The organism is Bradyrhizobium erythrophlei, assembly GCF_042430365.1.
Classification (GTDB): domain Bacteria; phylum Pseudomonadota; class Alphaproteobacteria; order Rhizobiales; family Xanthobacteraceae; genus Bradyrhizobium; species Bradyrhizobium erythrophlei.
In genome coordinates this window covers 1-22,266 of record NZ_JBHMET010000124.1, presented here as the reverse complement: position 1 = coordinate 22,266, position 22,266 = coordinate 1, and the positions used below count along the sequence as shown (strand labels likewise).

General features: G+C 64.4%; 33 protein-coding genes. 17 read left to right on the top strand and 16 right to left on the bottom strand.

Annotated features, from left to right (window positions below; translation table 11 throughout):
- Positions 1–34: 34 nt before the first annotated feature.
- Entirely contained in the window at positions 35–280 is a 246-nt protein-coding gene (locus ACFFWD_RS18645; protein WP_376967679.1) for a GlsB/YeaQ/YmgE family stress response membrane protein, read from the bottom strand.
- 255 nt (positions 281–535) lie between these two features.
- Here ACFFWD_RS18645 and ACFFWD_RS18640 point away from each other — a divergent pair, with 255 nt between their 5' ends.
- The 3 genes from ACFFWD_RS18640 to sseA are packed head-to-tail and all read left to right on the top strand — an operon-like array spanning position 536 to position 3,063.
- Positions 536–1,711, top strand: coding sequence for a vWA domain-containing protein (locus ACFFWD_RS18640; protein ID WP_376967677.1), 1,176 nt, complete (start codon positions 536–538; stop codon positions 1,709–1,711).
- 53 nt (positions 1,712–1,764) lie between these two features.
- Positions 1,765–2,178: a rhodanese-like domain-containing protein gene (locus ACFFWD_RS18635; RefSeq protein WP_376967675.1), complete on the top strand. Its 414-nt coding sequence runs from the start codon at positions 1,765–1,767 to the stop codon at positions 2,176–2,178.
- Positions 2,179–2,205: 27 nt separating this feature from the next.
- The gene (sseA, locus tag ACFFWD_RS18630) at positions 2,206–3,063 is read left to right on the top strand and encodes a 3-mercaptopyruvate sulfurtransferase (protein ID WP_376967673.1); all 858 of its coding nucleotides are present in this window, start codon (positions 2,206–2,208) and stop codon (positions 3,061–3,063) included.
- 9 nt (positions 3,064–3,072) lie between these two features.
- Here the strand turns inward: sseA and ACFFWD_RS18625 are convergent, their stop codons facing one another.
- Complete coding sequence (locus tag ACFFWD_RS18625) at positions 3,073–3,843, bottom strand: hypothetical protein (protein WP_376967671.1); 771 nt, start codon at positions 3,841–3,843, stop codon at positions 3,073–3,075.
- Positions 3,844–4,171: 328 nt separating this feature from the next.
- Here ACFFWD_RS18625 and ACFFWD_RS18620 point away from each other — a divergent pair, with 328 nt between their 5' ends.
- Entirely contained in the window at positions 4,172–5,410 is a 1,239-nt protein-coding gene (locus ACFFWD_RS18620; protein WP_376967669.1) for a L,D-transpeptidase, read from the top strand.
- Positions 5,411–5,480: 70 nt separating this feature from the next.
- Here ACFFWD_RS18620 and ACFFWD_RS18615 read toward each other — a convergent pair whose 3' ends face one another.
- Together ACFFWD_RS18615 and ACFFWD_RS18610 are read right to left on the bottom strand one after the other, a co-directional pair.
- Positions 5,481–6,443 (bottom strand): D-2-hydroxyacid dehydrogenase family protein, encoded by a 963-nt coding sequence (locus ACFFWD_RS18615; RefSeq protein WP_376967667.1) that lies wholly within the window; start codon positions 6,441–6,443, stop codon positions 5,481–5,483.
- A gap of 128 nt (positions 6,444–6,571) precedes the next feature.
- Positions 6,572–6,760 carry a hypothetical protein gene (locus ACFFWD_RS18610; protein WP_376967665.1) on the bottom strand — a complete coding sequence of 63 codons (189 nt, stop codon included), beginning with the start codon at positions 6,758–6,760 and terminating at the stop codon, positions 6,572–6,574.
- Positions 6,761–7,014: 254 nt separating this feature from the next.
- Between ACFFWD_RS18610 and ettA the strand changes: the two genes are divergently transcribed.
- The 5 genes from ettA (at position 7,015) to ACFFWD_RS18585 (ending at position 11,321) form a co-directional block, all read left to right on the top strand.
- A complete protein-coding gene (gene ettA / locus ACFFWD_RS18605) occupies positions 7,015–8,664 on the top strand; it encodes an energy-dependent translational throttle protein EttA (RefSeq protein ID WP_376967663.1) in 1,650 nt (549 codons plus the stop codon).
- A gap of 162 nt (positions 8,665–8,826) precedes the next feature.
- A complete protein-coding gene (locus ACFFWD_RS18600; protein ID WP_376967661.1) occupies positions 8,827–9,411 on the top strand; it encodes a TIGR00645 family protein in 585 nt (194 codons plus the stop codon).
- A gap of 43 nt (positions 9,412–9,454) precedes the next feature.
- A complete protein-coding gene (locus ACFFWD_RS18595) occupies positions 9,455–9,655 on the top strand; it encodes a hypothetical protein (RefSeq protein ID WP_376967659.1) in 201 nt (66 codons plus the stop codon).
- A gap of 14 nt (positions 9,656–9,669) precedes the next feature.
- Positions 9,670–10,893, top strand: a complete 1,224-nt coding sequence (locus ACFFWD_RS18590; RefSeq protein WP_376967709.1) for a lytic murein transglycosylase — start codon at positions 9,670–9,672, stop codon at positions 10,891–10,893.
- An 83-nt stretch (positions 10,894–10,976) separates the two neighbouring features.
- Positions 10,977–11,321 carry a DUF3088 domain-containing protein gene (locus tag ACFFWD_RS18585; RefSeq protein ID WP_376967707.1) on the top strand — a complete coding sequence of 115 codons (345 nt, stop codon included), beginning with the start codon at positions 10,977–10,979 and terminating at the stop codon, positions 11,319–11,321.
- Between the two features lie 66 nt (positions 11,322–11,387).
- On the opposite strand, the gene ACFFWD_RS18580 is transcribed toward ACFFWD_RS18585, so the two are convergent.
- A complete protein-coding gene (locus tag ACFFWD_RS18580) occupies positions 11,388–11,669 on the bottom strand; it encodes a hypothetical protein (RefSeq protein WP_376967657.1) in 282 nt (93 codons plus the stop codon).
- A gap of 234 nt (positions 11,670–11,903) precedes the next feature.
- Entirely contained in the window at positions 11,904–12,212 is a 309-nt protein-coding gene (locus tag ACFFWD_RS18575) for a hypothetical protein (RefSeq protein ID WP_376967655.1), read from the bottom strand.
- 183 nt (positions 12,213–12,395) lie between these two features.
- Between ACFFWD_RS18575 and ACFFWD_RS18570 the strand changes: the two genes are divergently transcribed.
- The 3 genes from ACFFWD_RS18570 (at position 12,396) to bfr (ending at position 13,764) form a co-directional block, all read left to right on the top strand.
- Positions 12,396–12,695, top strand: a complete 300-nt coding sequence (locus tag ACFFWD_RS18570) for a hypothetical protein (protein WP_376967653.1) — start codon at positions 12,396–12,398, stop codon at positions 12,693–12,695.
- A gap of 179 nt (positions 12,696–12,874) precedes the next feature.
- Positions 12,875–13,144, top strand: a complete 270-nt coding sequence (locus ACFFWD_RS18565) for a (2Fe-2S)-binding protein (RefSeq protein WP_376967651.1) — start codon at positions 12,875–12,877, stop codon at positions 13,142–13,144.
- A 134-nt stretch (positions 13,145–13,278) separates the two neighbouring features.
- Positions 13,279–13,764: a bacterioferritin gene (gene bfr, locus ACFFWD_RS18560; RefSeq protein WP_376967649.1), complete on the top strand. Its 486-nt coding sequence runs from the start codon at positions 13,279–13,281 to the stop codon at positions 13,762–13,764.
- 89 nt (positions 13,765–13,853) lie between these two features.
- Here bfr and ACFFWD_RS18555 read toward each other — a convergent pair whose 3' ends face one another.
- The 6 genes from ACFFWD_RS18555 to ACFFWD_RS18530 all read right to left on the bottom strand — a co-directional run bounded on the left by ACFFWD_RS18555 (position 13,854) and on the right by ACFFWD_RS18530 (position 17,544).
- A complete protein-coding gene (locus tag ACFFWD_RS18555; protein ID WP_376967647.1) occupies positions 13,854–14,276 on the bottom strand; it encodes a hypothetical protein in 423 nt (140 codons plus the stop codon).
- 149 nt (positions 14,277–14,425) lie between these two features.
- Positions 14,426–15,031: an MSMEG_1061 family FMN-dependent PPOX-type flavoprotein gene (locus ACFFWD_RS18550; protein ID WP_376967645.1), complete on the bottom strand. Its 606-nt coding sequence runs from the start codon at positions 15,029–15,031 to the stop codon at positions 14,426–14,428.
- A 67-nt stretch (positions 15,032–15,098) separates the two neighbouring features.
- Positions 15,099–15,452, bottom strand: coding sequence for a hypothetical protein (locus ACFFWD_RS18545; protein WP_376967643.1), 354 nt, complete (start codon positions 15,450–15,452; stop codon positions 15,099–15,101).
- Positions 15,453–15,600: 148 nt separating this feature from the next.
- The gene (locus ACFFWD_RS18540; RefSeq protein WP_376967641.1) at positions 15,601–15,948 is read right to left on the bottom strand and encodes an MmcQ/YjbR family DNA-binding protein; all 348 of its coding nucleotides are present in this window, start codon (positions 15,946–15,948) and stop codon (positions 15,601–15,603) included.
- Between the two features lie 21 nt (positions 15,949–15,969).
- A complete protein-coding gene (locus ACFFWD_RS18535) occupies positions 15,970–17,031 on the bottom strand; it encodes an alpha/beta fold hydrolase (RefSeq protein WP_376967639.1) in 1,062 nt (353 codons plus the stop codon).
- 111 nt (positions 17,032–17,142) lie between these two features.
- On the bottom strand, positions 17,143–17,544 hold the full coding sequence (locus tag ACFFWD_RS18530) for a nuclear transport factor 2 family protein (protein WP_376967637.1): 402 nt from the start codon (positions 17,542–17,544) through the stop codon (positions 17,143–17,145).
- Between the two features lie 139 nt (positions 17,545–17,683).
- Between ACFFWD_RS18530 and ACFFWD_RS18525 the strand changes: the two genes are divergently transcribed.
- The gene (locus ACFFWD_RS18525; protein ID WP_376967635.1) at positions 17,684–18,373 is read left to right on the top strand and encodes an ArsR/SmtB family transcription factor; all 690 of its coding nucleotides are present in this window, start codon (positions 17,684–17,686) and stop codon (positions 18,371–18,373) included.
- 17 nt (positions 18,374–18,390) lie between these two features.
- On the opposite strand, the gene ACFFWD_RS18520 is transcribed toward ACFFWD_RS18525, so the two are convergent.
- On the bottom strand, positions 18,391–18,636 hold the full coding sequence (locus tag ACFFWD_RS18520) for a DUF2188 domain-containing protein (RefSeq protein WP_376967633.1): 246 nt from the start codon (positions 18,634–18,636) through the stop codon (positions 18,391–18,393).
- A 133-nt stretch (positions 18,637–18,769) separates the two neighbouring features.
- On the opposite strand from ACFFWD_RS18520, the gene ACFFWD_RS18515 reads away from it, so the two are divergent.
- Together ACFFWD_RS18515 and ACFFWD_RS18510 are read left to right on the top strand one after the other, a co-directional pair.
- On the top strand, positions 18,770–19,036 hold the full coding sequence (locus ACFFWD_RS18515; protein ID WP_376967631.1) for a DUF2277 domain-containing protein: 267 nt from the start codon (positions 18,770–18,772) through the stop codon (positions 19,034–19,036).
- 93 nt (positions 19,037–19,129) lie between these two features.
- The gene (locus tag ACFFWD_RS18510) at positions 19,130–19,357 is read left to right on the top strand and encodes a hypothetical protein (RefSeq protein WP_376967629.1); all 228 of its coding nucleotides are present in this window, start codon (positions 19,130–19,132) and stop codon (positions 19,355–19,357) included.
- 31 nt (positions 19,358–19,388) lie between these two features.
- Here ACFFWD_RS18510 and ACFFWD_RS18505 read toward each other — a convergent pair whose 3' ends face one another.
- Positions 19,389–19,967, bottom strand: a complete 579-nt coding sequence (locus ACFFWD_RS18505) for a collagen-like domain-containing protein (RefSeq protein WP_376967627.1) — start codon at positions 19,965–19,967, stop codon at positions 19,389–19,391.
- 194 nt (positions 19,968–20,161) lie between these two features.
- Between ACFFWD_RS18505 and ACFFWD_RS18500 the strand changes: the two genes are divergently transcribed.
- Positions 20,162–20,434 carry a hypothetical protein gene (locus ACFFWD_RS18500; protein ID WP_376967625.1) on the top strand — a complete coding sequence of 91 codons (273 nt, stop codon included), beginning with the start codon at positions 20,162–20,164 and terminating at the stop codon, positions 20,432–20,434.
- On the opposite strand, the gene ACFFWD_RS18495 is transcribed toward ACFFWD_RS18500, so the two are convergent.
- Positions 20,431–20,682 (bottom strand): helix-turn-helix domain-containing protein, encoded by a 252-nt coding sequence (locus ACFFWD_RS18495; protein ID WP_376967623.1) that lies wholly within the window; start codon positions 20,680–20,682, stop codon positions 20,431–20,433. The two genes, ACFFWD_RS18500 and ACFFWD_RS18495, sit on opposite strands and share 4 nt — an antisense overlap.
- A gap of 164 nt (positions 20,683–20,846) precedes the next feature.
- Positions 20,847–21,614 carry an SDR family NAD(P)-dependent oxidoreductase gene (locus ACFFWD_RS18490; RefSeq protein WP_376967621.1) on the bottom strand — a complete coding sequence of 256 codons (768 nt, stop codon included), beginning with the start codon at positions 21,612–21,614 and terminating at the stop codon, positions 20,847–20,849.
- 122 nt (positions 21,615–21,736) lie between these two features.
- Between ACFFWD_RS18490 and ACFFWD_RS18485 the strand changes: the two genes are divergently transcribed.
- Positions 21,737–22,210: a hypothetical protein gene (locus ACFFWD_RS18485; RefSeq protein WP_376967619.1), complete on the top strand. Its 474-nt coding sequence runs from the start codon at positions 21,737–21,739 to the stop codon at positions 22,208–22,210.
- Positions 22,211–22,266 lie beyond the last annotated feature (56 nt).

The window sequence follows — 22,266 nt, the reverse complement described above, 5'->3', positions numbered from 1 at the left end:
GGAACAGCGGCCGCTTCGAGGGAAATTGTCCCGCTCACGCGCGTCTGATCAGCGACAGGATCACCAGCACCACCACCGCGCCGATCGTGGCATTGACGATATCGCGGATGGCGCTGCTGCCGAGGCTGATGCCGAGTTGCGGCAACAGCCAGCTTGCCACCAGCGCGCCGATGATGCCGACAACGATGTTGCCGATCAGCCCGAAGCCGGCGCCGCGCACGATCTGTCCGGCGAGCCAGCCGGCAATCGCACCGATCACCAGTGCTGCAATGATACCCATTCCACGACCCTGCCCAATGTCTTGTCAGGCGCAATTCTAGTTGAAAAAGCGGGGCGGTCTAGCACGGATTCCGCAGCGCAGCGGTACCTAAAGCGGTGGTATGCATGGGATGTCGGGCGTAATGTTTCCGTCCCGCGGAATGACCGGCAGACTCAGGGTTGCGGGGTGGCGAGGTGAAAGTGAATGGCTGACCTCAGGATGGGGCACGACCGGGACCCCTTGACGCCTCCGGTCCCGCGGGCGATCTAGATAGCCATGTTCCTGCAGTTCTTCACATCGCTGCGCGACGCCCAGGTCCCCGTGACGCTACGGGAATATCTGACGTTGATGGAAGCGCTCGACGCCGACCTCGCCGAACAATCGGTCGAGAACTTCTATTATTTGTCGCGTGCCGCGCTCGTGAAGGACGAGCGCAACCTCGACAAGTTCGACCGCGTCTTCGGCTCGGTGTTCAAGGGGCTCGAGAGCCTGCTCGACGCCATGGACAAGGCCGAGATCCCCGAGGAGTGGCTGAAGAAGCTCGCTGAGAAATATCTCACCGAGGAAGAGAAGAAACAGATCGAGGCCATGGGCTGGGACAAGCTCATGGAGACGCTGAGGAAGCGCCTCGAGGAGCAGAAGGGCCGCCACCAGGGCGGCAGCAAGTGGATCGGCACCGCCGGCACGTCGCCGTTCGGCGCCCACGGCTACAATCCGGAAGGCGTGCGGATCGGTCAGGAGAAGAATCGCAACAACCGCGCCGTGAAGGTGTGGGACAAGCGCGAGTTCAAGGACCTCGACGGCAATGTCGAGCTCGGCATCCGTAACATCAAAGTCGCGCTGCGACGCCTGCGCAAGTTCGCGCGCACCGGTGCGCCGGATGAACTCGACCTCGACACCACGATCAGGGAGACCGCCAACCACGGCTATCTCGACGTGCACATGCGCCCCGAACGGCGCAACGCGGTCAAGGTGTTGGTGTTCTTCGATATCGGCGGTTCGATGGATTCGCATATCGAGCAGGTCGAGGAGCTGTTCTCGGCCGCCAAGAGCGAATTCAAGCACATGGAATATTTCTACTTCCACAACTGCCTCTATGAAGGCGTCTGGAAGCAGAACAAGCGGCGCTTCACCGATCGCACGCCGACCTGGGACGTGCTGCACAAATACCCGCACGACTACAAGGTGGTATTCGTCGGCGACGCCTCGATGTCGCCTTACGAGATCATGGTGCCCGGCGGCTCGGTCGAGCATGTCAACGAGGAGGCCGGCTCGGTCTGGCTCGATCGCATTATCCGCACCTATCCGCATGCGGTGTGGCTCAACCCGGTGGCGCAGAAGCACTGGGACTATTCGGAATCAACCACGATCATCCGGCGCATCTTCTCCGAGCGGATGTTCCCGATCACGATCGAGGGGCTGGAGAATGCGATGAGGGAACTGGTGCGTTAAGCACACGCAATGTCGCGCGCCGCGGGCGCGCCACAACATCAAGGGAGAAGCCCATGCCCCAGACCATTCACCGCGGCATCAAGGCGCTGATCGACGAGGCCAATGCCGAGATCGAGACCATCAGCGCGGTCGACACGATCAAGCTGATCGGCAAGGACGACGTCGTGATCGTCGACATCAGAGATCCCCGCGAGATCGAGCGCGACGGCAAGATCCCCGGCGCATTCTCCTGCACCCGCGGCATGCTTGAATTCTGGATCGATCCGAACAGCCCCTACGCCAAGCCGATCTTCCAGGAAGACAAGAAGTTCATCTTCCACTGCGCCGGCGGCATGCGCTCGGCGCTCGCCGCCAAGACCGCGCAGGACATGGGCCTGAAGCCGGTCGCCCATATGGGCGGCGGCTTCGCCGCATGGCGCGACGCCGGCGGGCCGATCGAAAAGTGGGAGCCGAAGAAGAAGAGCTGAGGGTAAAGCCCTCAGGGAAAGTACCGCATGACCGCATCCGACGATCCGCTTGTCTCGACCGAATGGCTCACCGCGCATCTTGGTGATGCCAATGTGAAGGTCCTCGACGCGACCTTCAAGTTGCCCGGCGTGTTGCCGCTGCCGAAGGACGACTATCTCGCCGCGCATCTGCCCGGTGCAGTGTTCTTTGACGTCGACGCCGTGTCGGACCATTCCAATCCGCTGCCGCACATGTTTCCGAGCGCCGAGCAGTTCGGCGGCGATGTCGGCGCCCTCGGCGTCAGTAATGCCGACACCGTCGTCATCTATGACGCCGGCGGCTGGGTCGCCGCGCCGCGCGCCTGGTGGATGTTCCTGTCCTATGGCCATCGCAATGTGCGCATCCTCAATGGCGGGTTGAAGAAGTGGCGCGCCGAGGGCCGCCCGGTCGAGGGCGGCGAGGTCAAGCCGAAGCCTGCGACTTTCCACGCGACCTATGACCCGAAGCGCGTGCGCAGCATCGAAGAGATGATCGCCAATGTCGAAAGCAGCAAAGAGCAGGTGATCGATGCGCGTGCGGCCGATCGCTTCGAGGGGCGTGCGCCGGAGCCGCGGCCCGGCATCCGTTCGGGCCATATTCCGGGCGCCCGCAACGTGCCGTACGGCAATCTGTTCGACGCCGCGACCGGCGCAATGAAGCCGCTCGATGATCTGCGCAAGGCGTTCACGGGTGCTGGAGTCAGGCTCGATGCGCCGATCGTGACGAGCTGCGGCTCGGGCGTCTCGGCCGGCGTGCTGACGCTCGCGCTCTATCGGCTCGGCGTCACGGATACCGCGCTGTATGACGGCTCGTGGTCGGAATGGGGACAGGCCGGCGGCCCGCCGGTCGCGACCGGGCCGGCTTAATCGACGCCGCTAACGCCGCGTGACCGGCACCGGCTTGCCGAAGATATCGACAGGCTGCTGAACCGCGATCTGGCGGACCTGCTGGGCACGCGCGAGCCGTCGTCGCTCGCTGGCCCGCCACGCCCGCTTCTTGCTCGCCGCCTGATCCGGCGACTTCGCCTCCGGGCCCTTCGCTGTGGCCGGCTGTTCGACGACGACCTCCGGTCCGCCGAGCGTTGCGATCTTCGTCGCGGCAGCGATCGCCTCGGGCGAGGGCGGTGCTTGCTGCGGCTTGGCGATCGCCGGCGTGGTGGTCGCGGGCGCCGGTTCGCTCGCCGCGGAAGGCGCGTCCGTCACGGCAGCGAGCTTGGGTTCGGCTGCCGCGGCCTGCTGCGGCGCCGGTGAAGCTTCGGGCGTCTGGGCCGGCGGAGCAGGCTCGGCGGCCTGCGCCTCGGGCTTTGGTGCCTCGATCGATGCTGCGTCATCTGCCGTCACGGCAGCGACTTGCTCGGGCGACGGCGCTACCGGCAGAGTCTCGGCAATGGGAGCTGCGGGCTCGGCTGCCGCCGGCACATCGGAGGCCGGCTTGTCCATCGGGGGCGAATCGAGGCGCAGCATGGCAAGAGTCGGCGCTGCCTCGGTCTGCTGCGCGAATTGCGGCTCCGGGGGCGCCCGGCGGGCGGGACTACTGGCAAATTCCTCGTGCGCGGCGCGCAACAGCGCCGCCGCGCCCAACCCGAACACCAAAATCGACGCCGCGAGCACGATGGCGGCGAACAGGAAACGAAGGCCGGGGAGCATGGGCGCGAGTTCCCCCTTCTGTGGGAGGGCTTGAAACACAAGGGAACGCGGTGACCACTGGAGGCGCGAGCTTCGCAAGGCGGCGAATCATCTGATTCGACGATATCGCAACGTTCGGGGTCTGTTGCGACAAATTCCGCGCGCTTTGATGACTTTGGGCACATGGACAAGCTTTGTCTGCCAGTGAGACATGTTTGCCGCAGCGGTCACGCGAGATCACAATATGCCCGAATTGGGCCGGATTTCGCGGAATTGTCTTGAATGCGCCGCTATCTTCCGTCATCTGGCCGTTAACGGTCCGGTGTGGCTTGGGGACTATAAATAAACGATGATGATCAACCGCATTCTGACGATTTGTGCTGCCGCGGCGCTTGGCGCGGCGGGAACCTCGCTCGCCCATGCGCAGCAGGGTTATCCAGCCCCCCAGGGACAAGTCTATTCAGCCGCGCCCCAGCCCTATCCGCCCGGCCACATGCCCGATTTCGATGCGCTGGACGATGACGACGCGCCGCAGAATTCGGCCGCGCTGCCGCCGCCCGCGCCGGGTCCGGTGATGTCTCCGGAAGATCCGCGTTACGGTCGCCCGATGAACGGGCCGGCCTATTCGGAACGCGCGCCGGCGGGCCCTGTGATGTCGCCCGACGATCCCCGTTATGGCAAGCCGATGGGCCCGCCGCCGGTGATCTATGCCGATCGTCCCCAGGGTGCCCCGCAGCAGGCCTATCGTGACAACGGCGTTCCGGCCGCGGGCGTCGTCTATCCGGCCACCCCCGGTGGCGTGGCCACCCCGGGCGGCGATGATCGGGGCGGCCTGCGTCCGCCGGAAGCGATCGGCGCGGCCGGCGCTCCGGGCGTGACCGGCGCGGTGTCGCAACAGCAGGCCCCGGTTGGCGCCGACGGCAAGCCATTGCAACTTGCCGCCCTTCCGCCGGAGGAACAGCCGGAAGCCGCGCCGGTGCAACTGCCGCCGAATCTGCGTCGTCAGGAAGTGGCGTTCGCCACCAAGGAGCCGGCCGGCACGATCGTCGTCGATACGCCGAACACCTACCTTTATTACATCCTCGGCAATGGCCGGGCGATCCGCTACGGCGTTCGCGTTGGCCGCGACGGCTTCACCTGGACCGGCGTGCAGAAGATTTCCCGCAAGGCCGAGTGGCCGGATTGGCATCCGCCGCCGGAAATGATCGAGCGCCAGCCCTATCTGCCGCGCTTCATGGCCGGCGGACCCGGCAATCCGCTCGGCGCGCGTGCGATGTATCTCGGCTCGACCGTGTACCGCATCCACGGCACCAACCAGCCCTCGACCATCGGCAAGTTCGTCTCGTCGGGCTGCATCGGCATGCTGAACGAGGACGTCTCCGACCTGTTCGAGCGGACCAAGGTTGGCACCCGCGTGGTCGTAATGCCTGGTGGCCCGCCGCCGGGCACGACGACCGCCTCAGCCGCACCGCCGCCCGGTGGTCCCGCAGCCGCAGCTCCGCCGACGGCCCAGGCCCAGATGGCGCCGCTTCCCGGCACGCAGCCGACCACGGTCCAGCCGCTGCCGGCGCCGGTCACGGTCCGCTAGGATCACAACATTCATGAAAAAGGCGCGCCGAGAGCGCGCCTTTTTTGTTGGCTGTGTGTCGCGGCGGGTTTCAGGTCAGCCGACGCGGCGGCTCGTCGCCTTTGGTGAAGGCGTCGATACAGTCGACCATCTGTCCGTAATGGGTCTGCAAACCCTCGCGCGTCGCGTAGCCGAGATGCGGCGTCAGCACGAGGTTGTCGAGCTTGCGGAACGGATGACCTGATGGCAGCGGCTCGACCGAGAAAACGTCGATGCCGGCACCGGCGATCTTCTTGTCGCGCAGCGCCGCGAGCAGCGCATCCTCGTCGACGATCGGTCCGCGGGCGGTGTTGACGAGATAGGCCGACGGCTTCATCCGTGCGAGATCGGCGGCCCCCACCAGTCCGCGCGAGCGCTGGCTCAGCACGACGTGGATGGTGACGATGTCGGCAGTCGAGAACAGCTTCTCCTTGCTGGCGTAGCCGACGCCGGCCTCCTTGCACTTCTCGGGCGTCAGATTGGGGCTCCACGCGATGACGTTCATGCCGAATGCCTTCGCCATGCCGGCAACCTTGCTGCCCAGCTTACCGAGCCCGACGATGCCGAGCGTCTTGCCCTCGATCTCGGTGCCGGCAAAGGTCTGCCACGGCGCGCCGGCGTGCATGCGCGCGTTCTCGCGGCCGATGCCGCGGGTCAGCTCCAGGATCAGGCCCATGGTCAGGGCCGCGGTGGGATCGCGGCTGTATTGGGTGCCGCATAGCGTGACCCTGTGGTCACTCGCGGCCTCGATGTCGATCGCGGCATTGCGCATGCCCGAGGTGATCAGGAGCTTCAGCCTGGGCAGTGCGTCAAACAGCGTGCGCGGGAATGGCGTGCGTTCGCGCATCGCGCAGATGATCTCGAAATCCTTCAATTGGCTTGCGGCGTCGGCTTCGTTCGCGAACGGCTTGTCGAACACGGTGACGTCGACACGGTCCTTGACCTTCGGCCAGTCGGCGACCGACAGAGCGAGGCCGAAATAGTCGTCGAGGATTGCACAGCGCAGCCGCGTCATTGCAGGGTCCGTGGGTGGCGAGGGGGACGGCGCAGAACGGGGCCGTCGGGGAGGACGCCATGGTTGCGCGCAAATCGGTGGGCGCGCAAGCGGACCGGGGAGCGGCCTGGCTCAAATCTACGGGAAAGTCAGATCGACCGGGGCGGGTGCTTGGCACGCCAGGCCGGGCCCGGGCCACGCATGTAATGGAGTTCCGGCCGGTAGGGGTGGAATGCCTTGGCGACGAAGGCGCGCCAGAAGGCGCGGAGTTCGGCGAACGGCTTGGACTCGGTTCTGATCGCCGGGCGCGGGAGAGGTGCCGAAATGATGGTAGCCATGACGCGGCCTCTGTTTTTTGATCGCGGTTTTTGCCGCGAAAAGCGCTGTTTTCTGCGCTGAGAACGAGTTTTGGCCCGATTTATTAAAAGATGGTTTCAATTGTCGTGATCTGCCGCACACATGGTATCGAACCCGTATTCACCCGTGGTGAACGGGCGGAAAACGCGGCTCCTGCGGTTGCGCTTTCGGGGGCCGGCCGCTACATCGGCGGCAGCAAAATTTCCATAAATCCTCTCGTTTTCAGGGACCGCGGATGGCTCGCCAGTTCGTCTACTTCATGCAGGGTCTGACCAAGAGCTACCCGACCCGTAAGGTGCTCGATAACATCCATCTGAGCTTCTATCCGGACGCCAAGATCGGCGTGCTCGGCGTCAACGGCTCGGGCAAGTCGACGCTGCTCAAGATCATGGCCGGCCTCGACAAGGAGTACACCGGCGAGGCGTGGGTCGCCGAGGGCGCCCGCGTCGGCTACCTCGAGCAGGAGCCGCAGCTCGATCCTGCGCTCAACGCCCGCGAAAACGTCATGCAGGGCGTCGCCAAGCAGAAGGCGATCCTCGACCGCTACAACGAGCTCGCGGTCAATTACTCGGACGAGACCGCGGACGAGATGACCAAGCTGCAGGATGAGATCGAGGCCCAGGGCCTCTGGGATCTCGACAGCAAGGTCGACCAGGCGATGGACGCGCTGCGCTGCCCGCCTGACGACGCCGACGTCACTAAGCTGTCGGGTGGCGAGCGCCGCCGCGTCGCACTGTGCCGGCTGTTGCTCGACCAGCCTGAGCTGCTGCTGCTCGACGAACCGACCAACCATCTCGACGCCGAGTCGGTGTCATGGCTGGAAGGCCATCTGCGGAATTATCCCGGCGCGATCCTGATCGTCACCCACGACCGTTACTTCCTCGACAATGTAACTGGCTGGATCCTCGAACTCGATCGCGGCCGCGGTATCCCCTACGAGGGCAACTATTCGTCGTGGCTGGTGCAGAAGCAGAAGCGGCTCGAGCAGGAGGGCCGCGAAGAGGCCGCGCACCAGAAGACGTTGGCGCGCGAGCAGGAATGGATCGCGTCCTCGCCGAAGGCACGTCAGGCCAAGTCGAAGGCCCGCTACCAGCGCTATGAAGAGCTGCTGAAGCAGGCGAGCGAAAAGCAGACCCAGACCGCGCAGATCACGATTCCGGTCGCTGAACGCCTCGGCCAGAACGTCGTAGATTTCGAAAGCCTGAGCAAAGGCTTCGGCGACCGCATGCTGATCGATGACCTCACCTTCAAGCTGCCGCCGGGCGGCATCGTCGGCGTGATCGGCGCCAACGGCGCCGGCAAGACAACGCTGTTCAAGATGATCACCAAGCAGGAGACCCCGGACAAGGGCTCCATCACCGTAGGCGAGAGCGTGCATCTCGGTTATGTCGATCAATCTCGCGACGATCTCGACGGCAAGAAGACGGTGTGGGAGGAGATCTCCGGCGGCAACGAGCTGATCCTGCTCGGCAAAAAGGAAGTCAATTCACGCGGCTATTGTTCGTCGTTCAATTTCAAGGGCGCCGACCAGCAGAAGAAGGTTGGCGCGCTGTCGGGCGGTGAGCGTAACCGCGTGCATCTCGCCAAGATGCTCAAGTCGGGCGCCAACGTGCTCTTGCTCGACGAGCCGACCAACGATCTCGACGTCGACACCCTGCGCGCGCTCGAAGAGGCGCTGGAGGATTTCGCCGGCTGCGCCGTCATCATCAGCCACGATCGCTGGTTCCTCGACCGCATCGCGACCCACATCCTGGCCTTCGAGGGCGACAGCCACGTCGAATGGTTCGAGGGCAACTTCCAGGATTACGAAAAGGACAAGATGCGCCGGCTCGGCCAGGACAGCATCATTCCGCACCGTGTGAAGTACAAGAAGCTGACGCGGTGATCGAATAGCGGTCGGTCGCGGGCCTCGCACCGCGATCGACCCTCTCCTTGTTTGCAGGATCGTGACCGCATCGCGGCACGCTGCGGCCAGTTGTCGCTTTTCAAGCGCGCGAGATTGCGTAGATAGAGCGCTCCGCAATCTCAATCCCGCGAGCTATTCCATATGTCCGCAATAACAGACGCGCCCGCCCGTGCGAAGGGCCGGTCGCTGCGTCCGGTTCCCATGCTGATCTTCGGATCGCGCTGGCTGCAATTGCCGCTCTATGTCGGCCTCATCATCGCCCAGGGCATTTATGTCGTGCTGTTCCTCAAGGAGCTGTGGCATCTGTTCGCCCACTCGTTCGATTTCAGCGAGCAGCAGATCATGCTGGCGGTGTTGGGCCTGATCGACGTCGTGATGATTTCCAACCTGCTCGTGATGGTGATCGTCGGCGGCTACGAGACCTTCGTGTCGCGCCTCAATTTGCAGGGGCATCCGGACGAGCCGGAATGGCTCAGCCACGTCAATGCCAGCGTGCTGAAGATCAAGCTCGCGATGGCGATCATCGGCATCTCCTCGATCCATCTGCTGCGCACCTTCATCGAGGCCGGCGGGCTGACGTCGGGCAAGACCGCCTACACCGAAACCGGTGTGATGTGGCAAACCATCATCCACTGTGTGTTCATCCTGTCGGCCATCGGCATCGCCATCGTCGACAAGCTGTCGAATGCCTCGATCGAGGGGGCGAAGCAGCACGCGGCGCATTGAGGGCCTGGTTCACAATGGCATTATGCCATGCTAGTCTCACCGTATGGTTGAAGCGGACAACATCATTCTCGAACATTTGCGCCATATCCGGGGTGCAATTGATGACGTGCGCGATGACATCCGCGAGATGAAACAGCGGATCGGCAATCTCGAGAATCAGTATGCCAACATGTCCAATCGGCTGGATCGGATGGACGTGCGAATTGAGCGGATTGAGCGCCGCCTCGATCTAGCCGACGCGTGAGCAAGACGATCCGATTGGGCCGTCGCGCGATTGCAGCGACTCTCCTGCTTCTGGTGATCACCTCGCAGGCGCGCGCAGCGGATGCGGCGTTCACGCAGTTCATCGCCTCCCTCTGGCCGGAGGCGCAGGCCGCCGGCGTCTCGCGCGAAACCTTCGAGCGCGAGACGCGTGGATTGGAGCCCGACTACAAGCTGCCCGATCTGATCCTGCCGGGGCGGCCGAAGACCGGTGCGCCCGCGCAGGCCGAGTTCGTGCAGGTGCCGGCTGATTACGTCAGGGAAGCCTCGATCGCGCGACTTGCTTCGGAGGGACAGCGGCTCCTGCAGAAGTATCGTTCGGCGCTCGACGAGATCGAGCGGCGCTTTGGCGTGCCGGCGACCGTCGTGCTCGCGATCTGGGGCCGCGAGACCGACTTCGGCCGCTACGCGCTGCCCTACGACGCGCTGCGCGTGGTGGCGACGCAAGCCTATGTCGGCCGCCGCAAGGATCAGTACCGCACCGAATTCATCCTCGCGTTGAAAATCCTCGGCGAGGGCGCGGTGACGCGCAAGGAGATGCGCTCGTCCTGGGCCGGCGCAACCGGTTACACCCAGTTCCTGCCGTCGGAGTACTACAAGCACGGCGTCGATCTCGACGGCGACGGCCGTGTCGACATCTGGCATTCGGTGCCGGATGCGCTCGCCTCCGCCGCGCAGCAGCTCGTCAACAAGGGCTGGCAGGCTGGCCTGCGCTGGGCCTATGAGGTGCGTGCGCCGGCCAATGTCGATTGCACGATGGGCGTGCCCGAGGTGACGAAGCCGATCGGCGAGTGGCTGCGCACGGGCTTCGTGCCGGTGCGCGGGCAGAAGCTTGGCGCGTCAGAGCAGACGCAGCCGGCCTCGCTGCTGCAGCCGGAAGGGATTTATGGTCCTGCGTTCCTGACCACCAAGAACTACTTCGTGATCAAGGAGTACAATTTCTCCGACCTCTACGTGCTGTTCGTTGGCCATCTCAGCGACCGCATGACAAATCCGCTGCCGTTCGCAACGCCGTGGTCGGCGTCGACGCAACTGCGCTCGGCTGATGTCGAGGCAATACAGCGGCATTTGACGCGGATCGGGCTCTACAAGGACAAGCTCGACGGCAAGGCCGGCATGCAGACCCGCGCCGCGCTCGGCGCCTATCAGAAGTCCGCAGGATTGAAGGTCGATTGCTGGCCGAGCGATGCGGTGCTGCGTTCGATGAGTGCGCAGCGTTAGAGCGTTTTCGAGCGAAGTGGATACCGGTTCGCGTGAAGAAAACGCGTCAAAACAAGAGTCTAGAACGCGCGAAGGGGGAGGCGATGCGGGACAGGCTGTTTCTGCTCAAACCCGATTTCGAGGATCCCGCCTTTCCCGGCCGGCGCTTCTTCTGCTGGCACTGCGCGCTGCTGGAAGGCGTGCTCGCGTCATTCCCCCACCTCGAGAAAGCGATCGCGGTCGAGCGGATCGCATGGCCGCGGCCAAGGCAGGCGGTCGTCGAGCTGATTGGTGTCGAGAACCAGTCGCTGCCGGTTCTCGTGCTGGCCGACGATGCCGAGCCCGGGCTCGAAACCGGTCGTGCCAACGGCCGCCGATTTGTCGAAGGCAAGGACGCGATCCTGCGCGCGCTGACGCTGCGCCACGGAATTCCCGAAGCGCACCCCTGACCAAACAAAAACCCGGCCGCGAGGGGCCGGGTTTCGCAAAGTAAACGCTGAAATCGCGTCGATCGATCAGTCGCAAACCTGGATGCGACGGAAGCGCCAGCCGTAGCCGTCCCAGAACCGCTCACGAACCCAGCGGCACGGGGCTTCTTCGACGTAAACCGGCGCTGGCGCAACATAGACCGGGGCCGGGCGGCTCGCTGCAATCGCGCCGCCGAGCAGGGCGCCGCCAATCAGGCCGCCGGCAACGCCGGCTGCGATCTGGCCGTCACCGGCTTTGGCGGCCGGCGCGACCGCCACCGAACCGGCAATCGTGGCAACGGCGACGAGGGCAGCTAAAGTCTTGTTCATGTCTTTGGCTCTCCTGGAAGGTGGTGGCGCCTAGTCAGGCGCCGGGTTTCAAGTGACTCGCACGCTGGTTTCGGACTGCTGTCTTGCTAAACAGCGCAGAACAGTCAATCGAAAGTAAACGTCTGCCGCTGGATCGCCTAAAAAAGCGGTTTTTTCTGGCCGCAGACAGCAGATGTCCCGGAGAACAGTCGGTTTTCCGGGACATCTGGTTCGATTTAATCGAGATGAACGGCCTTAGTCGCAAACCCTGACGTTGCGAACGCGCCAGCCATAACCATCCCAGAAGCGCTGACGCTGCCAGTAGCAGTCTGCGCCACCGTAATAGCCGGGGCCGGTGACGTAGGCCGGTCCGGGCGCGTAATAGCCGGGGCCGTAGTAGTAGCCGTTCTGCGATGCGATCGCGCCACCGATCAGCGCGCCGCCGATCAATCCTGCAGCGACGCCAGCGGCGACACCGCGTTGTGCATGGGCTGGAGCGGGCATCGCCACGGCCGAAACCGCCAGCGTGGCGGTGGCGCAAAGCGCCAGCAATGTCTTCTTCATGGCCTCACCTTTCTCTCGGGAGCAAGGACAGCTTCCAAGCGGTCTGTCCCGGCAAAGGTTCCATATTTCGCTTGAATGTTCAATGAACGACGCCGCCACTTTTGGCGACGAATGCGCGAAAGTGATCGCGCCACGTTACGGCGCACAAATCGAGAACATGGCCGCCGAACCGGGAGAAGCGCGATGGGAGTGATCTTCGTGGTCGCGGTCGGGGCCACGGCCCTGATTGTTTATTTCATGATGTCGGCCAGCGGCGCGGGTGGCCTCAGGCGGCGCCGCGCCTACGGTGACGGCTCGGGTGATGTCACCAGCTACAGTTCGGGCGGCGATGGCTGGAATCTCAGCTGGTTCGGCAGCGGTAGCTCCGGCTCCGACACGTCCACGAGCTGCAGCGGCGACAATTTTCGCGGCGAGGGCGGTGGCAGTGACAGTAGTGGCGGCGACTGTGGCGGCGGTGATGGAGGCGGCGGCAGCAGCGATTGATGCCGGTCAATGCCGAAGCCGCACTCTTTGGGCGACATCGCAAAGGCAGTTTTAGACTCGTTCCAATGTGAATCCCGCATCAGTTTGGAATTGCTTCAAAAAGCGCTTTTTCCTTTTGCATCCCCCAGGGCTGTTCAATAGATCAGAAACAGCATCACCGATGGACCTGCCTCTCTCTGATGATTGTCTGTTCCTGTAACGTCCTCAGCGACCACGATGTCCGCAATGCCGTGAGCGCCGGCGGGTCCCTGACACGAAATGCCAAGCAGGTGTACGGCTGCCTCGGCTGCAGTGCCGAATGCGGCCGCTGCGCGCGCACCATCAAGGCAATCATCGACGAGGCGCTGGGTCCCTGCGCCAAGGCCTGCTGCGTCGGCTGCCCGCATAGCCCTCCCCAGGCGGCCAATGAAGATGCAGCACCCGCCGAGTTCGCGCTCGCGGCCTACTGAGTTATCCCCTCAAATCCACTGTCTCGCTTGTTCGCGCGCCGCTTCCGCGGAGGGTTGCTCTCATCCGCAATCTGACTTAGAAGCGTTCTAAATTGAGTTTCTGGCCGATTTGGCCGCGACAGGTGGAGTGGATCATGCAGGGCGACCCGAAAGTCATCGATTACCTGAACAAGGGGCTGCGCAGCGAACTGACCGCTATCAACCAGTACTGGCTGCATTATCGGATGCTGAACAACTGGGGCCTCCTGGAGATGGCCAAGGTCTGGCGCAAGGAATCCATCGAGGAGATGGAGCACGCCGACAAGTTCGTCGATCGCATCCTGTTTCTCGATGGCTTTCCCAACCTGCAGGTGCTCGATCCCCTGAAGATCGGGCAGAACGTCAAGGAGATCCTGGAGGCCGATCTCGCCGCGGAGATCGGCGCGCGGACGCTTTACCAGGAAGCGGCGACCTACTGCCACGGCGTCAAGGACTATGTCAGCCGCGACCTGTTCGAGCAGCTGATGAAGGACGAGGAACACCACATCGACTTCCTTGAGACCCAGCTCGACCTGATCCAGCGCATCGGCCTTGAGCTCTATACCCAGAAGCATGTCGGCCATTTGCAGGGCGAGGACTGACGTCCGCAGGCCGCACTCCCCGAAACGAAAGAGGCCGCCTCTTGGGCGGCCTCCTTGATTCTGGCGACGTCCGTTCGCGCTACGGTCGGTCAGTAGCAGCGGATGACGTTGATGGTCCGATCCACGCCGCCGCGTCCGGGAACGGTCACGGTCTCAGTGGGGCAGCTCGATACGTAGGGGCGATCGGAAGGCGTGACCGCGGGCGGATAGCGATGCGCCCAGTCCCAGGGCACGTCCTCGGTGTAGGTATAGCGCACATCGCTGGAAGCCGGCGCGACGCCGGCGACGGGCTCACCGGACGGACTGTTGAAGTAGTCGCCCGCGCCAGGCCACCAGAAGGTCCCAGGGACGCGCGCGTGATGATGGCGGAACGCCGGGTGCACCCGGTGCGGCGACGCGAACGCGCCACGCGGGAACGTTCCGGATCGTGCAAAGGTCTCTGTCGAGGAAGCAAGCATCAGCGCTGCGACGCTGACGGACGCAACAAGCGCCCCATACTTTCTATACGCCATGGCACGCACCAACTTGTCGGTTACGGAGCTTTCCACGGACGCTAAGCCGGGCCGCGTTGCGCCCGCAAACTTATCCTTAATTATTGGTTAAAAAGTAAGATTAACAGGGCGGCGGCGTCGCAAAACGCGTGCGGCGACGCCATGTCGCATCACAATTGCGTCTTGTAGCGCTCGTAGACGACCTCCTGGCTCTCCGGCTCGCCGAGCGTGGTCTGGTCATGGATCACCTGGCTGATGCTCGGGAACACCTTGCGTTCGACGCGGGTGTCGGAAGCCCACAGCTTCGAGCGCATCAGCGCCTTGCCGCAGTGGAAATAGACTTCCTTGACCTCGACGCGCAGCGTCGCGCGCGGCGGCTTGCCGAACTCGATCATCGACGCCAGCAAATCCGGATCAGCCGTCAGGTGGCCGCGGCCGCCGACGCGCAGCGTCTCGTCGATGCCGGGCACGAAGAAGATCAGCTGCAGGAGACCGGAGCCCTCGACGATGTTGCGGAAGCTGTCGATGCGGTTGTTGCCGGAGCGATCCGGCATCAACAGCTCGTTCGGCCCGGTGACGCTGATGAAGCCCGGCGTGCCGCCGCGCGGCGAGGCGTCGACGCTGCCGTCCGAGCCCGAGGTCGCCAGCACGCAGAACGGCGACATCTCGATGAACTTCCTCGCATGGGCATCGATCTCCGGCCGCGCCTTGGCGATGACGCGCGCGGTCGGTTGCGGATAGATCGTGGCGAGGTCGGGAGCGGCAAGATCGGTCAATGCAGTTCTCGGGTCGGGTTTCGGCGGAGACTAGCATCGGTGGCTGTTGCCGTCATCTCGATGTCATCTAAACCGCGTCCGCAGGCACAAAGCAGCTGATGACGATCGCGCCGCGATGACGCACATACCACACCACCGCTTCGCCGACGGGGTTGCCGCGATCGCGGATGATGGCGCGCGCAGGCACCATCATCCACTCGCCCTCGATCGGCACCCAATAGGCGCCGTTGCGGACGTCGTAGCTTGTGCGATGGCCGTCGGAGATGTCGCAGCACGGCACGCCGTTCGGCGCGATCACGCTCTTGAACCAGGCACGGATCTCGGGCGGCACGTTGTCATACTGGCCGTTGTCGAAGGCAAGCGCGGTGCCTGCCAGCATCGAGAGCGACGCGAGCACGGCGATATGCGTGAGCCTTCGCATCCGATTCCTCCGCGTGGCCAATTCTGTCGCTTCGCGCGAGATATGCAGCGCATGGACGAATCCTGCTGCGATTAGGCACGAACCGCGCGCTGGATGCGTGCTCAAAGAATGAGCGAAGCAGTGCGGCTGCGTTTGATGCGGTGCGAAATCAGACGCGCTTCTTGGCGCGCGACCTCGCGGCAGGCTTTGCCGCGACGTTGTCCCACGCCATCTTGAGCGCGCTGCGCAGCGTGGTCGGATCGGCACTCGCAAGGCGGACGTTGGTGCTGCCGCTCTTGCCCCAGCCGCCAGGCACGGGTCGGAAGATCTCCGGCTCCGCCTCGACCACCATCGCCTGCTGCTCCGGCGTCAGCTTCACCATGCCCCAGGCGTCATCGGGATAGCCGAGGGTTGCGAAGATGCGCGTTCCGACACGAAAGTCGGCGTGGCCCTGATGCGCGCCTTCGACAGCGTCGGGCAGGCTCAATGCAATCGAGCGGAAGCGGGCTTGCGACATCGTGCTGATCTCGATCGCGGCCTACATGGTTCGTTGCGGCGCGATCTGCAACAGCTCCTGCAACTGCTTTGTGTAGAACCTTGCGTTGCCGGTGGTGAGATGGCCGCGCGTTTCGGTGTTTGCCGGGATTAGATAGATCCTGCCGTTCTTGATCCGCTTCACCGCGGCCTCTGTGACGCCGGTCTCGGGCGGATTGCGCTCGTCGTCGGCGGCATTGATCGCAAGCAACGTCGCCTCGATCTTCTCCATTCCGGCGGAGGGATCGTAGTCGTGCGAGGCCTCCCATTGATAGATGTAGTCGTTGGCGTCGGCGATGACCGGCAGCGCCAGTTGCTCGTCGACGATCTTGTCGGCCTGCGGCGCGGTCGGCGCCAGCGTCTGATAGCCGAGCGTGCCGCCGGCGCTAGCGAAGCGGTAGGCGGCGATGGCGTATTTCATCATTCGCGGCTGGCTGGTGTAGTTGCCGCCATTGTAGTCGGGATCGGTGCGGATTGTCTCCAGCATCATCCGCCGCAGCATCCAGTTGCGCGCCGCCATCGCGGTCGGCTGCGAGGCCATCGGCACCAGCACGTCCATCATCTGCGGGTAGCGTACGCCCCAGATCCAGCTGTGCATTCCGCCCATCGAATTTCCGATCACGAGCCGTAGATGCTTGATGCCGAGACCCTCGGTGACGAGGCGATACTGCGCATCGACCATGTCGGTGTAGTCGTATTTCGGAAAGCTCGTCCGCATCGCGTCCGACGGCTTCGACGATCGGCCGTGGCCGATGCCGTCGGGGATGATGATGTAATATTTCGATGCGTCGAGCGGCTGGCCGGGCCCGAACAGTTCGCCGGCGAAGGTCGGTGTCAGCATGCTGGCAGCCGAGCCGCCGGAGCCGTGCAGCACCAGCACCGGCTGTCCGGTCGGCGCGCCGATCGTGGTGTAGTGCAGCCGCAGCCCCGGCATGACCTCGCTGGTATGGAACTTGAAGTCTTTCGCGATCCACTCGCCGTCCTTCGGCGCGGGATAATCTGCAGCCATTGCCGGTACCGATATCGAGACGAAGGCGACTGCAAGCGCCGCGCACATACGGATCATCGTGCTTCCCCCTGGGCGCGGCGCGTTGGTCCAGCCGCTCGGCGCAAGCCTAACATGACGGGCGGGCCCGTCCGAGAGGCGGTCCGTGCGGCTGACAGAGAAGTTATTGGATTATCCCTCCCGCAGGACGTTGAGGGCATACCATCCCCAGTAGACGCGGTGGTGCTGGATCAAGCCGCCCGCAATGTCCATGACTTCGACCAGATCCATCTGGTCGCCGTCGGGCGACTGGCGCGGATATTCCCAGGTGATGATCCGGCCGTCGCTGAAGAACCCCTGCTTGAAGCGTTTGCGCTGCGGCGGATTGGTGCGGAACACGCGCGTGATGAATTCGCGCAGGCTGTCCTTGCCTTGGACGATCCCGTCCTTGGTCTGCATCAGGTGCTGAACCAGCGGGCTCTCGATCGAGGCGTCGGGCGCGTAGAGCGCCAGCGCCTCCTCGAGATCCTTGTTGCCGAGGGCTTCGTCCCAAAGCCTGTAGATTCGTTCCGCATCGGTCTTGTCGGCAGTCATGATTGTTCCCTTGTCGTGCATTGGCCTGTGCCGATCTCAGCCGATGGTGTGCTGGGGATGTTTCATGAAAATCTGAAACGAGTTTCGCCTTGCCTCGATTGCGCGTAGGACGTACCCGATCGATTTGGAGGACGCTGTCGTGGGATCATCCCCATCCGTGCAGACCGGCTTTTCGCGGATCGCCGAGGCGCTGGGCGATCCGGCGCGGGAGGCGATGGTCAGCGCGTTGGCCGACGGCAAGGCGTTGCCTGCCGGCGAGTTGGCTGCGCTTGCCGGTGTCTCGCCGCAAAGCGCGAGTGGGCATCTGCAGAAGCTCGTGGATGCGCGCGTGTTGTCGGTCTGGGCGCAGGGCCGGTTCAGGTATTACCGGATCAGGGACGATGACGTCGCGGCGCTAATCGAGGGCCTGGTCGACCTCGCCGCGAAAGCCAATGTTGCGCGCAAGCGCGTGCTACCGGCCGAGCAGCTACGGCAATCGCGCACCTGCTACCGTCACCTGGCGGGCCAACTCGGCGTGCTGCTGTCCAATGCGCTGATCCGCCGCAGGCTCGTCGTCGTCGAGGGCCGCACCGGTCACGTGACCGAGCAGGGGCTGGCCTGGTGCCGGGCGGAGGAAATCGGTTTCGAACCGGCGCGGGAGCCGCATCTGCGGCTCTGCAACGACTGGACCGAGCGCGTGCCGCATCTCGCCGGTAGCTTCGCCAATGCCGTGCTCGGTCGGCTGATCGAGGCGCGCTGCGTCGTACCGCATCGTATCCCCCGTGCGCTGCGGATCACCGACAGGGGACGCGCATTCTTCGATCGGCTCGGCGTGCAGGTTCCGTTCTGACCGGGCCATGGGGTGCGCTAGCGGCCGTCCTCGACCTCGGTCTCCGGGCGGTCGCTGCCATCGGCGGTCTCGGTCAGCCATTTGCCGTCCGCGGTCTCGTACTGGATCGCCTCGGTGCGCCCGGGCACCCGCTGCTCGGTGGCGGCGCGCCGCGCGGCGGCCAGCGCCATGGCATGGGTCGGAAACGGCTCCGAAAACACGCCGTTGACGGTGTAGGCCCAGCCGCCGTCGTGCTGGACGACCTTGTAGGTGACGTGGCTCATCGGGAACCTCGCTCGGCCGTGGACGATGAGGGTGCCAGAATAGACTACGATGTCGTATTTTGCAGCAGCCGAACGTCTTTCAGGGGAGTGGCCCCGCCATCCGGGGCCCAAGGAGACCTGCAAGGAGACCTGCATGTGCCGTAACATCAAGACGCTGTTCAACTTCGAGCCGCCCGCCACCGAGGATGAGATTCACGCCTCGGCGCTGCAATTCGTGCGCAAGCTGTCCGGCTTCAACAAGCCGTCGCAGGCCAATGAGGATGCCTTCAATCGCGCAGTGGCCGAGGTCTCCGATGCGGCCCGCAGGCTCCTGACGTCATTGCAGACGGCGGCGCCGGCGCGCGACCGCGAGATCGAGGCGGAGAAAGCGAGGGAGCGTTCGCGGCTGCGCTTCGGCTGAGACGGAGCGACGGCGTTTCCGTGATGCGGCTCACGGTATCGCGGGGCGGGGCCGGGCAGGATGAGCTTTCATCCCGGCCCTTGGAGCTACTCTATGAAGCCCGCCGTTCCGCTCAAACTGTGCTCGATCGCATTCGCCGTGCTGTGGACCTGCGGCATGCTTTGGTCGAGCGGGGAGATCGACCGCGCCAACGTCATCATCCTGTCGATCTGCGGCGCACTCGCGGGCGTCGGCGTGCACTACGCGATGCACTGGGTGTTCCAGTACACCCACCTCAATCCTCCGTGCGATCCGCCGGTCAATCCGGACAGGGACCGGTAAACGCCGTGCCGACGCGCGGCGGAGAGCAGGACTACTTCTTGTCCTTCTTGTCCTTCTTGTCCTTGTGACGGCGCTCCTTCTTCTCCTTCTTGCGATCCGCCTCCTCGTCGTCGTCATCCTCGGCGAAATCGCCGGCGTCGACGTCGTAGGCGATCGCTTCCGCCGCGGCGCGCTCGGCCGCTTCATGTTCGGCGCGATCGGCGGCCTCACGCTCCCTGGTGCGCTTGTAGTCTTCCCAGGCGTCGAAGATCATGTGCAGCCACGGCATCACCTGGTCGATCGACGGCAACTGTCCGGGTGGTCCGGCTTCGCCGCGCGGGCCTGCCGATCCCTGCGGCCCTTGAGGTCCCTGCGGACCATGCTCGCCGCGCGCACCTTGCGGACCGGCCTTGCCCTGTGCACCCGCCTTGCCCGGAGCACCTGGCTTGCCCTGCGGACCCGCCTTGCCGACCGGGCCGGCCTTGCCCTGCAGTCCCGGCTTGCCGCGCGCACCTTCCGGACCCGGTCGCCCCGGATGACCTTGCGGACCGGGACGCCCCGGCTCGCCCTGACGGCCACGCGGCCCCTGCGGTCCAGCTCGTCCCTGGCGGGAAGTTGTGTCGTCAGCCACTGATATGCTCCGTCAAGCGTGAAGCCGCTTGTAACAGAGGTTGGATGACGGCTTCAATTCGGCGCCCGGCGCTGATTGGCCTCGATCAACAGTCATAATTGGGCTTGCGACGGACCATGTGTGGACCAGGGAGATCGCGTTGCGGATCCTGACGAGCATGGCGCGCGCTGCCGCATGCGACACCCGACATCGTGGTGACGCGACACGATGTGTGCGACGAGACGAGCTTTCGCTGTACCGCCTACCGGCTCGACTCGCGCTACTTCATCCTGCGTGTCGCGGAGCGCGCGATCGGGCTCGGGTTCTTCACCTATGATCACACCAGTGGTTTCCTCTACTGCAATTATGTCGGCATGCAGAGGGAGTGGCGCGCGGCGGCATGGCGCGCGCGTTCTATCTCGAGATGGTCAGCATGCTCGACGCTGGCGGAGCCTTGCCATCGACCTGCCGGACTAACCGCGGCCTAATCGCAATGCGGCGGGACGTCGATCCCGTCGGCGGAATATTCGCGGATCTTGTTGCGCAGGGTGCGGACCGAAAGTCCGAGCACGCGCGCGGCGCGGGTGCGATTGCCGTCGCAGCGCGCCAGCGTTTGCAGCACCAGTTCCCGCTCGACTTCGCCGACGGTGGCGCCGATCAGCAAGGGAACGATTTCATTAGGGGCCAGCGACGGCAGCTGAGCTTCCGGCGAGGGCAGGGTGGACGCGTAGGACATGACACCTCCCGATCAACGCCCGCTTCACCAATGAAGCGGAAACATCGAGAACGAACTTCCCCTAACCCGCGCCGACGGTCGGCGGATTTGGTTAACAAGTCCTTAACCGCCCGCGCGCAATGGTGGAAAACCCCGAAATCGCCACGATTGCGCGCGCTGCGTGGTCAGATCGTCCGATAGCCGCCATCCACCATCACGATCGATCCCGAGACATAGGCCGACAGGTCAGAGGCGAGGAAGATCGCAGGCCCGACGATGTCCTCCGGCTTGCCGGGGCGTCCGAGCGGGGTGTGATCCATGAACACCTTGACGAGGTCGGGATTGCTGGCGCGCACCCTCTCGTTCAGCGGCGTCTCGATGAAGCCGGGGCCGATGGCATTGACGCGGACGCCGTCCTTGCCGAGTTCCGCGGCGAGCGCCTTGGTGAAGCCGAGCACGCCGTGCTTCGAGGCGGTGTAGGCCGGCGAGCTCGGCGTGCGCAGGTGCACGAAGGACTGGATCGAGCCGATATTGACGATGCGGCCCCTGTTGGCGCGGAGCGGCGCCAGGAACGCGTGCGTCACGTTGAAGACACCGGTCAGATTGATGCTGATGATGTCTTCCCAGTCGTTGATGACGGCGTCGTCCGCGCCGAGCATGCCGTTGCGGCGGGCGATGCCGGCATTGTTGACCAGGATCGTGACCGGCCCGACCTCCGCGGCCACCTGCTTCGCCATCGCGACACAATCGCCCCGCTTCGTCACGTCGAGCGCAAAGCTCTCCGCTCTGCCGCCGGCGGCGCGGATCTCCTTCGCGGCCGCGGCGGCCGCCTCGCCGTTCACGTCGAGCAGCACCACGCGTGCGCCTTCCTTGGCGTATCCCGCCGCGATCGCGCGCCCGATGCCGGAGCCTGCGCCGGTGACGACGGCAATATGATTGTCGAGAAGGGGCATGGCGTTTCCTCGTTTATGAACATTGTCGACAAGGCTATTCAAAACTGGGCGAAGCGAAACGCCAAGCGGTGTTTGCGCGTTGCAGTTATCCCGATTTGAATGACGCGCAAGGGGACCCGCAAATGGACCCTCACATCAGACAGTGGAAACTCGCGATCGAGCGCGCCTACGCAGCGTCCGATCCCGACTATCGCGAACTGGCGCAACTGGTCGCCGAAATCGCCGCGACCGACATCGACGAGACGCTGCGGCAGGCGGCCACGCAGGTGCTGCCGATCCTGCGCCAGGCGGCGGTGCGATCCGCCGACCGCCGCACCAAGGAGGCGGCACGCCGCCGTCTCGGCATTCTCAGCGATGCGCTGCACATGCTCGCCGCACCGACATTCGGCCGGCGCGGCCTCGTGCCGAAGCCGCTGACGCAGGAGGAGCAGTACCGGCAATTGCTCGGCCTGCCGCTCGGCCGCCACTTGGCTGCGACCGAGATCCATCAGGCCTTCAAGCGCGCCGCCAAGACGGTGCATCCCGACGGCGGCGGCAACGGGCAGGCCTTCCTCGAGCTCTCCGCCGCGCGCGATGCGCTGATGAAGCATCACTAGCAGTCTGCTGAAAAGCCCAGAAATTGAAGCATTGCTGTGTGTTTGGGCAGGTGGTT

Excerpts from the sequence above, each read along its gene's own strand:
- ACFFWD_RS18600 (WP_376967661.1), top strand. The coding sequence starts at position 8,827 with ATGTCCGCAATAACAGACGCGCCCGCCCGTGCGAAGGGCCGGTCGCTG.
- ACFFWD_RS18615 (WP_376967667.1), bottom strand. The coding sequence starts at position 6,443 with ATGACGCGGCTGCGCTGTGCAATCCTCGACGACTATTTCGGCCTCGCT.
- ACFFWD_RS18570 (WP_376967653.1), top strand. The coding sequence starts at position 12,396 with ATGGGAGTGATCTTCGTGGTCGCGGTCGGGGCCACGGCCCTGATTGTT.
- bfr (WP_376967649.1), top strand. The coding sequence starts at position 13,279 with ATGCAGGGCGACCCGAAAGTCATCGATTACCTGAACAAGGGGCTGCGC.
- ACFFWD_RS18510 (WP_376967629.1), top strand. The coding sequence starts at position 19,130 with ATGAAGCCCGCCGTTCCGCTCAAACTGTGCTCGATCGCATTCGCCGTG.
- ACFFWD_RS18585 (WP_376967707.1), top strand. The coding sequence starts at position 10,977 with ATGCGGGACAGGCTGTTTCTGCTCAAACCCGATTTCGAGGATCCCGCC.
- ACFFWD_RS18575 (WP_376967655.1), bottom strand. The coding sequence starts at position 12,212 with ATGAAGAAGACATTGCTGGCGCTTTGCGCCACCGCCACGCTGGCGGTT.
- ACFFWD_RS18540 (WP_376967641.1), bottom strand. The coding sequence starts at position 15,948 with ATGTCGCAAGCCCGCTTCCGCTCGATTGCATTGAGCCTGCCCGACGCT.
- ACFFWD_RS18530 (WP_376967637.1), bottom strand. The coding sequence starts at position 17,544 with ATGACTGCCGACAAGACCGATGCGGAACGAATCTACAGGCTTTGGGAC.
- ACFFWD_RS18640 (WP_376967677.1), top strand. The coding sequence starts at position 536 with ATGTTCCTGCAGTTCTTCACATCGCTGCGCGACGCCCAGGTCCCCGTG.
- ACFFWD_RS18610 (WP_376967665.1), bottom strand. The coding sequence starts at position 6,760 with ATGGCTACCATCATTTCGGCACCTCTCCCGCGCCCGGCGATCAGAACC.
- ACFFWD_RS18495 (WP_376967623.1), bottom strand. The coding sequence starts at position 20,682 with ATGTCCTACGCGTCCACCCTGCCCTCGCCGGAAGCTCAGCTGCCGTCG.
- ACFFWD_RS18485 (WP_376967619.1), top strand. The coding sequence starts at position 21,737 with ATGGACCCTCACATCAGACAGTGGAAACTCGCGATCGAGCGCGCCTAC.
- ACFFWD_RS18620 (WP_376967669.1), top strand. The coding sequence starts at position 4,172 with ATGATGATCAACCGCATTCTGACGATTTGTGCTGCCGCGGCGCTTGGC.
- ACFFWD_RS18515 (WP_376967631.1), top strand. The coding sequence starts at position 18,770 with ATGTGCCGTAACATCAAGACGCTGTTCAACTTCGAGCCGCCCGCCACC.
- ACFFWD_RS18625 (WP_376967671.1), bottom strand. The coding sequence starts at position 3,843 with ATGCTCCCCGGCCTTCGTTTCCTGTTCGCCGCCATCGTGCTCGCGGCG.
- ACFFWD_RS18645 (WP_376967679.1), bottom strand. The coding sequence starts at position 280 with ATGGGTATCATTGCAGCACTGGTGATCGGTGCGATTGCCGGCTGGCTC.
- ACFFWD_RS18535 (WP_376967639.1), bottom strand. The coding sequence starts at position 17,031 with ATGATCCGTATGTGCGCGGCGCTTGCAGTCGCCTTCGTCTCGATATCG.
- ACFFWD_RS18635 (WP_376967675.1), top strand. The coding sequence starts at position 1,765 with ATGCCCCAGACCATTCACCGCGGCATCAAGGCGCTGATCGACGAGGCC.
- ACFFWD_RS18555 (WP_376967647.1), bottom strand. The coding sequence starts at position 14,276 with ATGGCGTATAGAAAGTATGGGGCGCTTGTTGCGTCCGTCAGCGTCGCA.
- ACFFWD_RS18565 (WP_376967651.1), top strand. The coding sequence starts at position 12,875 with ATGATTGTCTGTTCCTGTAACGTCCTCAGCGACCACGATGTCCGCAAT.
- ACFFWD_RS18490 (WP_376967621.1), bottom strand. The coding sequence starts at position 21,614 with ATGCCCCTTCTCGACAATCATATTGCCGTCGTCACCGGCGCAGGCTCC.
- sseA (WP_376967673.1), top strand. The coding sequence starts at position 2,206 with ATGACCGCATCCGACGATCCGCTTGTCTCGACCGAATGGCTCACCGCG.
- ettA (WP_376967663.1), top strand. The coding sequence starts at position 7,015 with ATGGCTCGCCAGTTCGTCTACTTCATGCAGGGTCTGACCAAGAGCTAC.
- ACFFWD_RS18545 (WP_376967643.1), bottom strand. The coding sequence starts at position 15,452 with ATGCGAAGGCTCACGCATATCGCCGTGCTCGCGTCGCTCTCGATGCTG.
- ACFFWD_RS18520 (WP_376967633.1), bottom strand. The coding sequence starts at position 18,636 with ATGAGCCACGTCACCTACAAGGTCGTCCAGCACGACGGCGGCTGGGCC.
- ACFFWD_RS18580 (WP_376967657.1), bottom strand. The coding sequence starts at position 11,669 with ATGAACAAGACTTTAGCTGCCCTCGTCGCCGTTGCCACGATTGCCGGT.
- ACFFWD_RS18595 (WP_376967659.1), top strand. The coding sequence starts at position 9,455 with ATGGTTGAAGCGGACAACATCATTCTCGAACATTTGCGCCATATCCGG.